Source organism: Salinihabitans flavidus (assembly GCF_900110425.1).
Taxonomy (GTDB): domain Bacteria; phylum Pseudomonadota; class Alphaproteobacteria; order Rhodobacterales; family Rhodobacteraceae; genus Salinihabitans; species Salinihabitans flavidus.
The window spans coordinates 219,883-232,375 of sequence record NZ_FODS01000002.1 but is presented as its reverse complement, the minus strand read 5'-3'; the positions used below and the strand labels follow the sequence as shown (position 1 = coordinate 232,375).

The 12,493-nt window shown below is 63.9% G+C and carries 12 protein-coding genes; 2 read left to right on the top strand and 10 right to left on the bottom strand.

What is annotated here, in order from left to right; translation table 11 throughout:
* Positions 1 to 36 precede the first annotated feature (36 nt).
* The 6 genes from BMW66_RS02990 to BMW66_RS02965 form a co-directional block, all read right to left on the bottom strand.
* Positions 37 to 1,533, bottom strand: coding sequence for a phosphomannomutase/phosphoglucomutase (locus tag BMW66_RS02990; protein WP_093115239.1), 1,497 nt, complete (start codon positions 1,531 to 1,533; stop codon positions 37 to 39).
* A gap of 28 nt (positions 1,534 to 1,561) precedes the next feature.
* Complete coding sequence (gene kdsA / locus BMW66_RS02985) at positions 1,562 to 2,395, bottom strand: 3-deoxy-8-phosphooctulonate synthase (RefSeq protein ID WP_093115237.1); 834 nt, start codon at positions 2,393 to 2,395, stop codon at positions 1,562 to 1,564.
* Between the two features lie 3 nt (positions 2,396 to 2,398).
* Complete coding sequence (locus tag BMW66_RS02980; protein ID WP_093115235.1) at positions 2,399 to 4,027, bottom strand: KpsE/RkpR family capsule polysaccharide export protein; 1,629 nt, start codon at positions 4,025 to 4,027, stop codon at positions 2,399 to 2,401.
* Complete coding sequence (locus BMW66_RS02975) at positions 4,005 to 4,664, bottom strand: ABC transporter ATP-binding protein (protein WP_093115233.1); 660 nt, start codon at positions 4,662 to 4,664, stop codon at positions 4,005 to 4,007. Before BMW66_RS02975 ends, BMW66_RS02980 begins: the two co-directional genes overlap by 23 nt.
* A gap of 206 nt (positions 4,665 to 4,870) precedes the next feature.
* Entirely contained in the window at positions 4,871 to 5,905 is a 1,035-nt protein-coding gene (locus BMW66_RS02970) for a permease (RefSeq protein WP_093115231.1), read from the bottom strand.
* Positions 5,898 to 6,248, bottom strand: coding sequence for an ArsR/SmtB family transcription factor (locus tag BMW66_RS02965; RefSeq protein WP_093115413.1), 351 nt, complete (start codon positions 6,246 to 6,248; stop codon positions 5,898 to 5,900). Before BMW66_RS02965 ends, BMW66_RS02970 begins: the two co-directional genes overlap by 8 nt.
* A 107-nt stretch (positions 6,249 to 6,355) precedes the next feature.
* On the opposite strand from BMW66_RS02965, the gene BMW66_RS02960 reads away from it, so the two are divergent.
* Both BMW66_RS02960 and BMW66_RS02955 read left to right on the top strand, forming a co-directional pair.
* Positions 6,356 to 6,937 carry a uracil-DNA glycosylase family protein gene (locus BMW66_RS02960; protein WP_093115229.1) on the top strand — a complete coding sequence of 194 codons (582 nt, stop codon included), beginning with the start codon at positions 6,356 to 6,358 and terminating at the stop codon, positions 6,935 to 6,937.
* Complete coding sequence (locus BMW66_RS02955) at positions 6,934 to 7,722, top strand: SseB family protein (protein WP_093115227.1); 789 nt, start codon at positions 6,934 to 6,936, stop codon at positions 7,720 to 7,722. The genes BMW66_RS02960 and BMW66_RS02955 overlap by 4 nt, the downstream gene beginning before the upstream one ends.
* A gap of 93 nt (positions 7,723 to 7,815) precedes the next feature.
* Here the strand turns inward: BMW66_RS02955 and BMW66_RS02950 are convergent, their stop codons facing one another.
* The 4 genes from BMW66_RS02950 to BMW66_RS02935 all read right to left on the bottom strand — a co-directional run bounded on the left by BMW66_RS02950 (position 7,816) and on the right by BMW66_RS02935 (position 12,492).
* On the bottom strand, positions 7,816 to 8,745 hold the full coding sequence (locus BMW66_RS02950; protein WP_093115225.1) for a 2-hydroxyacid dehydrogenase: 930 nt from the start codon (positions 8,743 to 8,745) through the stop codon (positions 7,816 to 7,818).
* Positions 8,746 to 8,909: 164 nt separating this feature from the next.
* The gene (gene rodA / locus BMW66_RS02945) at positions 8,910 to 10,049 is read right to left on the bottom strand and encodes a rod shape-determining protein RodA (protein ID WP_093115223.1); all 1,140 of its coding nucleotides are present in this window, start codon (positions 10,047 to 10,049) and stop codon (positions 8,910 to 8,912) included.
* Entirely contained in the window at positions 10,046 to 11,989 is a 1,944-nt protein-coding gene (gene mrdA / locus BMW66_RS02940) for a penicillin-binding protein 2 (protein WP_093115221.1), read from the bottom strand. Before mrdA ends, rodA begins: the two co-directional genes overlap by 4 nt.
* Positions 11,986 to 12,492 carry a rod shape-determining protein MreD gene (locus BMW66_RS02935; RefSeq protein WP_245729315.1) on the bottom strand — a complete coding sequence of 169 codons (507 nt, stop codon included), beginning with the start codon at positions 12,490 to 12,492 and terminating at the stop codon, positions 11,986 to 11,988. Before BMW66_RS02935 ends, mrdA begins: the two co-directional genes overlap by 4 nt.
* Position 12,493: the final 1 nt, after the last annotated feature.

Sequence of the window (12,493 nt, the reverse complement as noted above, 5' to 3'; positions counted from 1 at the left end):
CGACCCGGCCCGGGGCGGGAGCGGCCCGTTCAGTTCTCAGATCCGCTGATCGTAGTCGCCCACGGACGGTTCGGTGCGGATTACCGCGTCGAGATCTTCGAAAATGGCGCGCAGTTCCTCCTCGCTGTCGGAGCTTTCGCAGACCACCACCAGATTGGGCGTGTTCGAGGACGCGCGCACCAGACCCCAGCTTCCGTTGTCGAGAATGACGCGCGCGCCGTTGACCGTCACCACCTCCTTGATGGCGCGTCCCGCGAGGGTTTCGCCCGCGTCGTGTTTCGCTGTCAGCTTCGCGACGATCCGCTCCAGCACCTGATATTTCTCGGAATCGGCGCAATAGGGGGACATCGTCGGCGTGGACCATGTACGCGGCAGGGCGCGGCGCAGGTCGGACATGGACTGGTCCGGGTTGCGATCCATCAGCTTGCAGATCTCGACGGCAACACGCATTCCGCAGTCATAGCCGCGCCCGATGGGTTCGGCGAGGAAATAGTGCCCGGATTTCTCGAACCCCGCCAGCGCGCCGATTTCCTTCACCCGGCGTTTCATGTGGCTGTGCCCGGTTTTCCAGTAATCCACCTTCACCCCGTTGGCCAGAAGCTCCGGGTCCGAGGCGAACAGGCCGGTGGATTTCACGTCGGCCACGAAAGTCGCGCCGGGGTGAATCTTTGACAGGTCGCGCGCCATGATCACGCCCACCTTGTCGGCAAAGATCTCTTCGCCCTCGTCATCCACCACGCCACACCGGTCACCATCGCCATCGAAGCCGAGTGCGAGATCGGCGCCCGACGCCTTGAGCGTCGCGGCCATGTCATGCAGCATATGCATGTCTTCGGGATTGGGGTTGTAGTTGGGAAAAGTGTAGTCGAGTTCATTGTGCGAGGGCACCACCTCCACCCCCATCCTTTCGAACAGTTCGGGTGCGAAGGCGCCGGCGGTGCCGTTGCCGGTGGCGCAAACGATCTTCAACGGGCGGGACACGCGGAAATCGCCCACCAGATCGTCAAGATAGGCCTCGCGCACACCGTCCGTGAATTCATAGGAGCCGCCCGTGGCAGGCTCTCCGTGGCCGCTGAGCACGATGTCGCGCAGCTCGTCCATCTCGTCGGGGCCGTGGGTCAGGGGGCGCTCGAACCCCATCTTCACCCCGGTCCAGCCGTTGGGATTGTGCGAGGCGGTGACCATCGCGACGGCCGGCGCATCCAGGTGAAACTGGGCGAAATAGGCCATTGGCGACAGGGCGGGGCCGATGTCGCGCACCCGGATGCCGGCCTGCATCAGACCGATGATCAGCGCGTGCTTGATCGACAGGGAATAGTCGCGGTAATCGTTGGCCACAACGATCTCCGGCGTGATCCCGCGGCGGCGGATCTGGGTGCCCAGACCAAGCCCCAGCGCCGTCATGCCGGGCAAGTTGATCTCTTCGGGGAAGCGCCAGCGCGCGTCGTATTCCCGAAAGCCCGTCGGCTTGATCATCGGATACTTCAGGAAATCCCAGGTGTTGGGGGTCACATCGTAAATCGGATGGGTCATGCTGCGGCGCCTTCAGGAAAAAATTGGGTCAAATGGTTATGGGATTCGCTTTAGCCAATCTGTCGAAGTCCATCAAGGTTCGGATCAGGGCTGCCATCTCGCCCAGCGGGATCATGTTGGGCCCGTCGCTGGGGGCGGTGTCGGGGGCCTCATGTGTTTCGATAAAGACGGCGGCCACCCCGACGGCGACCGCGGCGCGGGCCATGACGGGGGCGAATTCGCGCTGTCCGCCGGAACTTGCGCCCTGTCCGCCGGGCTGCTGCACCGAATGGGTCGCGTCCATCACCACCGGATAGCCGGTCTGCGCCATGCGGGGCAGGGCGCGCATGTCGGCCACGAGGGTGTTGTATCCGAAAGAGCTTCCGCGTTCGGTCAGAAGGATGCGGGTATTGCCGGTGCTTTCGATCTTGGCGACCACGTTGTCCATGTCCCAAGGCGCAAGGAACTGCCCCTTCTTGACATTGATGGCCGCGCCCGTTTCGCCCGCCGCCAGCAGAAGATCGGTCTGGCGGCACAGGAAGGCGGGGATCTGAAGCACGTCGCAGACCGCCGCCGCCGGGGCGCATTGGCCGCGTTCATGGATGTCGGTGAGCACCGGCACCCCGATCGCCTTGCGCACCTCCGCAAGGATGTCGAGCCCCGTTTCCAGCCCCAGCCCGCGCCGGCCGGACAGCGAGGTGCGGTTGGCCTTGTCGTAGGATGCCTTGAAAATGAACTGCGCTCCGGCAGCATCGCAGGCTTGCTTCATCGTGCCGGCGATCATTTGGGCGTGGTCGGTGCTTTCGAGCTGGCACGGCCCGGCGATAACCGTCAGAGGGCGGTCATTGCCGACCGTCAGACCGGCGATGTCGATGTGTTTCATGGTCTAGGACGATACCTGTTCTCTGAGGATGGACGCGGTGAGCGAGATCATCAGATAGATGCCTGAAAAGATCAGGAAGGCCAAGATCGTGTTCTCGAAGGCGCGCGGATAGGTGGGATCCTGCGACACCACGGGTTTGACCGAGGTTTCGAGATAGCGCACCTGACGCCCCGCCTCCAGTTCGGTCTGCTTGAGGGTCTGAAGCGCGGTCTGCATCATCAGATCGGCAGTGGCCAGGTCGGCCTGTGCCATCTGGATTTGCACCGCCTGCTGGGCCAGCGAATCCTCGCCCTGCCGGGCCTGTGTCATGCGCGATTCGAGCGTCTGGAGCTGGTTGCGCATGCGACGAACGTCGCCGCGCACCCCTTCGAGCCGGGCCTGATTGGGCCGTTCGTTGTCTAGCAGGGCCTGAAGTTCGAGTTCCTTTTCCTGAAGTGCGACCTCAAGGTTGGTCACCTGACTGCGCAGGGAGGCGATAAGCCCCTCGGGGTCGAGCACGGCCCCTTCCTGCAACTTGACAAGCGTGGCTTGTGCTGCACGCCGATCATTCTGCGCCTTTTCGAGACTTTCGCGGGCATCGCGAAGCTGATCTTCGCGCTTGCGCTGCGACAGGTCGTCGACGCGCGCCTCGGCATAGGAGATCAGCGCCTCGGAAAACCGCTGGCTCACTTTGGGGTCGGCGGCGCTCACCTCCATGCGGATCACGCCTTCGGTTGGGTCATAGCCGATTTTCACGTATTTCTTGTAGAGCTTGTGCGCCTTCTCGTTCGAGGGATTCGGCGGGAGCCGTTGCAGCGGGTCGATTTCAGGATCGGCAAAGTGCGACTTGAACCCCTCGTCCTCGTCAAGCCGGACCATCGCATCCTTGGATTGCAGGTAGTCCTGCGTGGCAATGCTGTCCTGATTGGTGGCGAACTGCGTGCCCGAGAACATGGAGCCGAGCCCCTGAGAGCCGCCCGCGCTATCGGCCTGAAGGATCAGAAAAGCGGAATTCGTGGCATACATCGGCGTTGCGATGACATAGAAATACCAGCCCGCCAGAAGCGTCGGCAGAAAGATGAAGGCGGACAACCGGGCGAAAAGCAGCGCCATCTTGCGGCGGCGGCGGCGGGCGATATCGCGTTGAATATCGGAAATCTCGCGCCCGCGCTGTTCCATCGGGGAAAACTGTTCGGTCGAGGGCAGATTTTCGCTGGGCGGCACGGTCTGCGGAAGCCGCATCCGGGTGTCGTCGTCCTTGGCGCCTTTGTCCGGCACCACGAGTTCGAGCATGTTGGTGCGATGAAACGGGTCGATGCCGCGACTGCGCAGAAGGCGGATCGCATCATAGTCCGAGGTCGCCGCCAGCCCGTTCTTCTGGGCCACCCGGCGCGCCATGCGAAGCTGCCGACCGCTCAGACCCTCGCGCTTGATCGCGTCAATGTCCTGATCGGGGGGCAGGTCGGTCGCGGCGCCCTGCGCGGTGCCATGGCCCGTCTGCCGCGTCTGCTCCTGCTCCTGACGGGGCGGGGCGGTGGTGGATTCCTGCTGGTCCCGCGTCTGGCGCACGACCGAGTCTGTCGACGCTCCGCTGGTGGTATGCGGCGCAGACCGGCGAATACGAAACTTCTTAGCCTTGGGTTTGGTAGTCATAGAGCTGTTTCGCTTCTTCCAAGGTGTCAAACATATACAACTGACCGTCCAGCAGCACCGCTGCCGACCTGGCGAATTTCTCCAGCACCTCTGGCTGGTGGGACACGATTATGATGGTCGTGGTGCGCAGCCGCTCACGCAGGATCTCTCCTGCCTTGCGGTTGAATTCCACGTCGGTGGAGGCCGGCATCCCCTCGTCGATCAGATAGATGTCGAAATCAAGCGCCAACATCAGGGCAAAGGTGAAGCGCGTGCGCATTCCCGTGGAATAGGTTCCCAGCGGTTGATCGAAATATTCCTCCAGACCGCAGAGCCAGCGGCAGAACGCCTCGACGTAGTCGGGATCGAGCCCGTAAAGCCGGGCGATATACCGGCTGTTTTCCACAGCCGAGTGGCGATTGACCACCCCGCCCATGAAGCCCAGCGGGAAGGAAATGCGGCACTTGCGGTGAATCTCGCCCTCATCGGGCTTTTCCAGACCCGCCATCATGTTGATCAGAGTGGTCTTGCCGGTGCCATTGGGCGCAAGGATTCCCAGCGAATTGCCAAGTTCCACGCGGAAGGAGACCCTGTCAAGGATCACCTTGCGCTGTTTACCCGTCCAAAAGGACTTACTCACATTCACGAATTCGAGCATTATAGCTCCGACCTGCTCTGCACACTCCCCTTCTAGCGAGGGGTGCTTAATGATTTATAGATCGAGTTGGGCAGTATTATGGCTCAGGCGCGTTCACTAAGGCAACCGAATTGCCCAAATTGTGTCGCTTTGGGCACGAAAACGACGGGGCACGTTGCCCCGCCCTCCTTTTGCGTTTCCACCTTCGCGACAATCCGGGGTGAAGGTCAGGCCACCATCTGCCAGATCAGACCGGCCAGAACCGCACCGATCATCGCAAAGCCCAGATAGGCGACAAAGACCCGGGGCTTGACCAGCGCCCACACCGCGATGGCGGCGGGAATGCTGCTGACACCCCCGGCGATGACGAAACTCATTGCCGCGCCGTCCACCATGCCCTGGGCCAGAAGCGCATCCACCAGCGGCACGGCGGCATAGCCGTTCAGATAGGCCGGAGCCCCCACGAGCGCGCCCAGGATGATCGGCCCGATCCCGTCGCCGCCCAGCACCCCGGCAATCATCTCCGCGGGAATATAGCGGATCATCAGCGCCTCGACCGTATAGGCCAGCGCCAGCCACTTGAGCAGGAAGGCCGCGTTCTCCAGCGTTGCGGTGCGGAAGGTCGTGCGGCGCCCGGCCTCTTGCCAGAAGGTCCAGACCGGCGTTCCGGAAAACGGCTTCTTCGCGCCGCAGCTTCCGCCGACCTGTGGTTTCTCGCGCAAGGGGTTCGCGAAGACGGGACTGCCCTTCAGGGTCATGGTGGCAAAGCCGCCCATCAGGCCCAGACCCACCGCCGAGAATGTCTTGGCCAGCGCGAAATCGAACCCCAGCGTGCCCGTGGTGATGGCGAACATCGCCGGGTCCATGAGCGGCGAGGCCAGCCAGAAGGCCATCACCGCCGAAAGCGGTGCGCCCACGGCGAGCAGCGCGGCGATGAAGGGAATGACCTGACAGGAACAGAAGGGCGACAGTCCGCCAAGAAGCGCCGCAAACAGGATCATGCGGACCTCTCGCCCCTCGAAGGCGCGGGCGAGGAGGGTTTCCGCGCCGCTCGCCTTCAGATAGCCGATGGCCAGGACCGCGAATGCGATGAACGGGGCGGTGCCCAAAAGCGCGCCGGAGGCAAACGCGACCGTGGGCCGGAACTGCGGGGGGTCCAGGATGGCAACGGCGGCCAGAATTGCGACGAGCACCAGCCACGCCTTGTCGATGCGGTTCCAGAGCCGCGCGGCGGCCGGTGGGGTATGAGTGGTATCAGCCATGATCGTTCTCCGGCAGGGGGCAGTCCGCACAACATTCCTTGAGAAGAAAGTCCGTGAGGCTGCGAATCTCGTCATAGGCCACGGCGGCGCAGATGATCGAACGGCCGGACCGGTTTTGTGTGACCAGGCCCGCCTGGGCCAGGATCTTCATGTGATGGGTCAGCGTGGAGCCCGTCACGCCGCTGCGCTTGCCCAACTCTCCGATGGCAAGGCCATCGGGGCCGGCGCGCACCAGAGTGTGCAGGACCACAAGCCGCTGCTCGGAGCCGAGCGCGGCGAACGCGGAGGCGGCCTGCGCAAGTGGCAGGCTGTCCGGTGTCGGGGATGTGTCTGTGTGTTTCATGATTCTAGAAATATCGAAATGAATTGCCTGACGCAATATATATTTTCACGATCATCGAAATGTTTTGAGTCTTTTGTCTGCCCGCGATATCCGGCACTGTGCCGCTCATGCGTCTGAAAGCGGACATTCGCGCCTGCCGGATCTGTGCCGATCGTTTTGCCGCCACACGGACCGGGCATGCGCCGCGCCCGGTGGTGTGGTTTCGCCCCTCGGCGCGCATCCTGATCGTTGGACAGGCCCCTGGCGCGCGTGTGCACGAGAGCGGCAAACCCTTCACCGACCCGTCGGGGGATCGTCTGCGCGACTGGATGGGCGTGTCGGAGGACGTATTCTATGACCGCGACAGGGTGGCAATCCTTCCGATGGCCTTCTGTTTTCCAGGGTATGACGCGAAAGGCGGCGATCTGCCGCCGCCGCCGATCTGCGCGAAGACATGGCGCGCGCAGGTGATCGCCGCGCTGTCCGAGGTGGAGTTGACGCTGCTGGTGGGGGGCTATGCGCAGAAGTGGCATCTCGGCACGAGCGCGGGGGTGAGGGAGACCGTGCGTGGCTGGCGCGATCATGCGCCCCGCGTCTTCCCCTTGCCTCATCCGTCGTGGCGCAATACGGCATGGCTCAGGAAGAATCCGTGGTTCGAGGCAGAGGTTCTGCCGGATCTGCGCCGCCGCATCGGGGAAGTGCTCTCATGACCGAAACGCCACTCGATACCGCCCATGCCGCGATGGAGGCCGCCCCCGAGGATGAGCCCGCGCGGCTGCGATTTTATGAACGGCTGGCCGACAGCGAGCTTTTCCTGCTGCTGATGGAAGAGGCGCGGGGCGACACCCTCAAACCGGAGGTTTTCGACCTGCCGGAGGCCTCCTACACCCTCGCGTTCGACCGCGAAGAGCGGCTGGCGCAATTCGCGGGCCGACCGGCCCCCTACGCCGCGCTGCCCGGGCGCGTGATTGCCGCGATGGCGGCCGGGGCGGGTGTGGGCCTTGGTGTCAATCTCGATGTCGCCCCCTCGGCCATCCTGATCCCACCGGACGCCACGGCATGGCTGGCCGATACCCTGAGCCACGCGCCCGACGAGGTGGAGGCGCGGATCGAGGCGTTCCTTCCGCCGGCGGGGTTGCCGGATACGCTTCTGACCGGGCTTGACGCCAAGCTCGCCCGAGCGGCGGGGCTGGCGCGCTGTGCCTATCTCGTGGCGGTGCGCTATGACAGCGGGACAAAGGGGCATCTTCTGGCCATCGTGGACGCGGCGGAGGGGGCGGAGGGTGCGCTTGCCCGTGCGGTCAACGAGGCGCTGGCATTTTCGGGGATCGAGGCCGGTGCGCTGGATGTCGGATTCTTCGCCGCCTCGGATCCGGCGGCCGCGCATCTGGCAAAGGCCGGCCTGCGATTCGATCTGCCCGAGCCGCCGGAGCAGGCCAGTCGCCCCGCCGCTGCCCCGGGGCGCGATCCCGAGAAGCCGCCAATCCTTCGCTGAGCTCGGAAGAGGGGCGCTCCTTCTTCTTTGTTCAAATACTTGTTCGCCCGACATCGTCAGGCGTGTGGGGGTTCGCTTGGGTGCAGGACCCTATCAATATCCCGCTTCACGATCCACGAGATAGAGCAACGGCTCGCCCGCTTCGCTTCTGCGGATGTTCTCGGCGATGACGCGCGCCGCCGTGCCCGGACGGGTTTCAGACGCGATATGCGGCGTGACCGTGACCTTCGGGTGATGCCAGTAGGGATCATCCTCGGGCAGGGGTTCAATGCGGAAGGTGTCGAGCGTGGCGTGGCCGATATGACCGTTATCGAGCGCCGCCAGAAGCGCGTCGTCGTCGATCAGCGGGCCGCGACCGGGATTGAGAATGACCGCCCCTTGCGGCAGCATGGACAGGGTTTCGGCGTTGAGTGTGTTTTCCGTGGCCGGCGTGTCGGGCAGAAGCAGAATGACGATCTGCGCGGTCTTCAGGGCCTCGCCCAACCCGTCCTTTCCGTGCAGGCAGGTGAGGCCGGGAACCTCCTTGGTGGTGCGGCTCCAGCCGGTGACGGGAAAGCCGAGCCCGGCAAGCGCCTTGCCGCATTCCAGCCCGAGTGTGCCAAGTCCCAGGATCGTGACGGGGCGATCTGCCGCCAGCGGGGGAATGCGCGGAGTCCAGTCGCCGGGGCGGCGGTGGATGTCGCGGTCGATGTCGAGATGGTGGCGCAGGACGTGGCCGGTCACCCATTCGACCATGCCCCGGCTGAGCCCGTCGTCGACCATGCGGGCGAGCGGCATGGTCAGCGTGTCATTGCCAACGATCTTCTCCACCCCGGCCCAGAGGCTGAGCACCGCCTTGCAGCGGGTATATAGGGTGAAGTCTCGAAGGGGCCCGTTGGGGGCGTAGATGATGTAATCGACATCTTCAGGGGGCAAATCCTGACTCAGGCAGGCCGTGATCGCGGCGGCGTCAAGGGCCTCGTGCAGGGCGTCGGCGTAGAAATCCCAGCGCTCCGGCGGCGCGGCGAAGAGGATATTGATCATCGGGCGGCTCCGTTTCGGTCTGTCTGTCCGGCCGGTGCAGTCAGGCCACAGATCGCGCCGGGTTGCAACCGGACCGCGCTGCGCCTCTGGCGCGGCGCCGGGCCCAACGGGGCGCGGCGCATCTTCGATGCGTCCGAGACCGGGCGGGAGCGCCCGCTTGCCGGTCAGCGCGGACGGTGGACATGGGCGCTTTGCACAAGACCGAAGGCCAGCATCAGCACCAGCATGGCAGAGCCACCATAGCTCACCAGCGGCAGCGGCACCCCGACAACCGGCGCCAGGCCCATCACCATCGACATGTTCACGGCGAAGTATAGAAAGAACGTCGCCCCCACGCCGAGAATGAGCAGAGACGAGAACCTGTCGCGGTTGGACACCCCCGAGACGATGCAGAACACGAGAATGAGCACATAAAGTCCCAGAAGCGAGGCGCCGCCCAGAAAGCCGAATTCCTCGGCCAGCGTGGTGAAGATGAAATCGGTATGTTTCTCTGGCAGGAAATTCAGCCGCGATTGCGTGCCCTGCATGAAGCCGCGTCCCGTCCAGCCACCAGAGCCGAGGGCGATCTTCGACTGCGTGATGTGATAGCCCGCGCCAAGCGGGTCCGTGGACGGATCAAGGAAGGTATCGATACGCCGGAACTGATAGTCCTTGAGCAATTGCCACTCGGTCCCGCGCGACTGCAACACGGCGGTTATTCCCCCACCTGCCAGAGCGACAACACCCGCAAAATAGCTCCAGTGCACCCCGGCCAGGAACATGACCATCGCGCCGCCGATCAGCAACAGGAGCGCGGTGCCCAGATCGGGTTGCTGGAGCACCAGAAGCGTGGGCAGCAAGATGACAAGGATCGGCAACAGCACCCAGATCGGGCGCGAGGTGCGCGGGCCGGGCAGCCAGTCGTAGTAGGCGGCAAGTGCCATCACCAGCGTGAACTTTGTCAGTTCCGAGGGTTGAAGCCGCACGAAGCCCAGGTCGATCCAGCGTTGCGCACCCATCCCGACGGAGCCCATGACTTCGACCAGAACCAGCAGTATCAGAGAGACGAGATAGGCCGCTCCGGAGATGCTGCGCCAGAACCAGATTGGCACCATCGCGATGATCAACATGAGCGCAAGGCCAACGGCGAAACGCTTGATCTGCGGCTCCGCCCATGGCGAGAACGATCCGCCTGCCACGGAATAGAGCATCAGGGCCCCGATCCCCGCCACCGCGATCACCAGCAGGATCAATGCCCAGTTGAGATAAAGAACCTTGCGCGGGCCGGCGGGCACCGACTTGACGGTATATTCCAGATAGCTCATGCGCGGTCGCGCCCGTCGTTGTTGCGTTCAGGCAGTTCCCGGCGCAGCCGTTCCTGAAGCGCCTTGATGCGGCTGCGGTCCGATGCCGGATAGGCGGACAGCGGCGGCTCTTCGCCATAAAGCGCCTGAAGAGTGATATCGCGCGCAATGGGGGCCGCCACCGCAGAGCCGCCACCGCCATGTTCCACCACCACCGCGACGGCGACCTTCGGATCGTCAACAGGGGCGAAATTCACGAAAAGCGCGTGGTCGCGGCGTTCCCAGGGCAGATCCTCATTGCGGCTCACCCCTTCGCGGCGTTCGGCGGCGGTGATATTGCGAACCTGGCTGGTGCCAGTCTTGCCGGCCATGCGAAACGCCTCTTCAGTGATACGCGACCCATAGGCGGTGCCGCGCCGGTGGTTCGACACGGCAAACATGGCGCGGCGCACGGCGCGCAAATGGTTTTCGTTGATGTCGAGGGGGGTGATCTCCGGCGTTTCCGGTTCGACCCCGTTGACGGATTTCACCAACTGCGGCAACAGCGCCCTTCCGGTGGCAAGCCGCGCGGTCATCACGGCCAGTTGCAGAGGTGACGAGAGCACGAACCCCTGACCGATGGCGGCGTTGACCGTATCGCCCAGAACCCATTGCGCGCCGCGCACCTGTCGTTTCCAGTCCTTTGTCGGGGTCAGACCGCTGGCCACGGCCGACATCGGCAGATCGTGGCGGATACCAAGGCCGAGTTTGCGCGCCATTGCGCTGATATTCTCGATCCCGACATCAAGGGCGAGCTTGTAGAAATAGACATCGCAGCTTTCGCGCAGGGCCGCTTCAAGTGTCATATGCCCATGTCCGCCCCGCTTCCAGCAGTGGAAACGCCGGTCGCTGACTTCAAGATGGCCGGGGCACCAGACCGTGTCCTCGCTCGTGACAACTCCGGCCTCCAGCGCGGCGAGAGCTGTCACCATCTTGAAGGTCGATCCGGGAGGATATGTGCCCTGCACCGTCTTGTTGGCCAGCGGACGATATTTGTTCTCCGTCAACGCGCGGTAATCGGCCACCGAGATGCCGCGCACAAAGAGGTTGGGGTCGAAGCTGGGCGCGGAGGAGATCGCAAGCAGATCACCGCTCTTGCAGTCCATCACCACCGCCGCCGCGCTTTGCTCTCCGAGCCGGGCCTGCACATAGCCCTGCAACGCGTGATCAATGGTGATTTGCAGATCCGCGCCCGGTGTGCCGTCATTGCGGTCAAGCTCGCGCATGACGCGGCCAACGGCATTGACCTCGACCCGTCTTGTCCCGGCCTTGCCGCGCAGAATCTCTTCGTGCTTGGCCTCGATGCCGACCTTGCCGATCTGGAAACGGGGGATGCGCAGAAGCTGGTCGGGGTTTTCCAGGCGCGAGAGATCATAATCCGAGATCGGTCCGACATAGCCGATCACATGGGCGAAATCGCACTTCATGGGGTAGCGACGGGACAGGCCGACCTCGGGCGTTATACCGGGAAGGGCAGGGGTGTTGACGGCCACGCGGCTCATCTCTTCCCAGCTTACCCGGTCGGCCAGGGTAACGGGCAGGAACGGGGGCGAGCGGCGCATTTCCGTCATGGCGCGGTTAAGCTCGTCCTCGTCCAGTTCGATCAGGCGAGAGAGCCGGTCGATGACGGTTTCCACGTCACCTGCGTCCTCACGTACAAGCGTGATGCGGTAGGAGGGTTCATTTGCCGCCAACCGCACCCCTTTGCGGTCGAAGATCTCGCCGCGCGCCGGGGCGATCAGGCGGATATTGATGCGGTTCTCTTCGGCCAGAAGGCGAAACTGATCGGCCTGCTCCACCTGAAGATAGCGCATCCTCAGTCCGAGCAGCCCGGCGAACCCCACCTGTGCACCGCCGAGCACAAGGGCGCGGCGGGTGATGCGGACGTGGCTTTGTTGCCTGTCTGCGGTGGGGCGTCTCATACCCGGCCCCCCAGACCCTCGACATCGCGCGCGCTGAGTTTGCGCAGTCCAAGGAGGAACCACGACACCAGCACCACGAGCGGATAGACCGCCGCACTCATGATCGTCTGGATCAGCGTCAGGCCAAGCGGAACCTGATCGACAAGGAATACCGACAGCAGGATTCGGTTGCCAAGCGCGATCCCGACGATCGCGCCGGTGGCTGTCAGCCATTCGAGCGCGAAAGGCATGCCGCGAAGATTGGGCACGCGGCGGCGCAGAGCCTCGCAGGCGATGACCGTTACGGCGGCAAAGAGGCCCGGGGGCCGCAGGAACAGGAAATCGGCCAGCAACATGATCGCGGCGATGAGAAGGGGCGGGGCATAGTCGGGCCGCCGCAAGACCCATGCGCAGGAAAACACCACAAGAAGATCCGGCCCGGTCCAGCGGCGCGGCGTGGTCTCAAGCGGCAAAAGCTGCATGAAGATCACCGCGAGCGACACGCCGACAAACACCAGCCGCATG

What these genes read in the sequence shown, in the direction of transcription:
- BMW66_RS02990 (WP_093115239.1), bottom strand. Translation starts at nt 1,533, where the DNA reads ATGACCCATCCGATTTACGATGTGACCCCCAACACCTGGGATTTCCTG.
- kdsA (WP_093115237.1), bottom strand. Translation starts at nt 2,395, where the DNA reads ATGAAACACATCGACATCGCCGGTCTGACGGTCGGCAATGACCGCCCT.
- BMW66_RS02980 (WP_093115235.1), bottom strand. Translation starts at nt 4,027, where the DNA reads ATGACTACCAAACCCAAGGCTAAGAAGTTTCGTATTCGCCGGTCTGCG.
- BMW66_RS02975 (WP_093115233.1), bottom strand. Translation starts at nt 4,664, where the DNA reads ATGCTCGAATTCGTGAATGTGAGTAAGTCCTTTTGGACGGGTAAACAG.
- BMW66_RS02970 (WP_093115231.1), bottom strand. Translation starts at nt 5,905, where the DNA reads ATGGCTGATACCACTCATACCCCACCGGCCGCCGCGCGGCTCTGGAAC.
- BMW66_RS02965 (WP_093115413.1), bottom strand. Translation starts at nt 6,248, where the DNA reads ATGAAACACACAGACACATCCCCGACACCGGACAGCCTGCCACTTGCG.
- BMW66_RS02960 (WP_093115229.1), top strand. Translation starts at nt 6,356, where the DNA reads ATGCGTCTGAAAGCGGACATTCGCGCCTGCCGGATCTGTGCCGATCGT.
- BMW66_RS02955 (WP_093115227.1), top strand. Translation starts at nt 6,934, where the DNA reads ATGACCGAAACGCCACTCGATACCGCCCATGCCGCGATGGAGGCCGCC.
- BMW66_RS02950 (WP_093115225.1), bottom strand. Translation starts at nt 8,745, where the DNA reads ATGATCAATATCCTCTTCGCCGCGCCGCCGGAGCGCTGGGATTTCTAC.
- rodA (WP_093115223.1), bottom strand. Translation starts at nt 10,049, where the DNA reads ATGAGCTATCTGGAATATACCGTCAAGTCGGTGCCCGCCGGCCCGCGC.
- mrdA (WP_093115221.1), bottom strand. Translation starts at nt 11,989, where the DNA reads ATGAGACGCCCCACCGCAGACAGGCAACAAAGCCACGTCCGCATCACC.
- BMW66_RS02935 (WP_245729315.1), bottom strand. Translation starts at nt 12,492, where the DNA reads ATGCGGCTGGTGTTTGTCGGCGTGTCGCTCGCGGTGATCTTCATGCAG.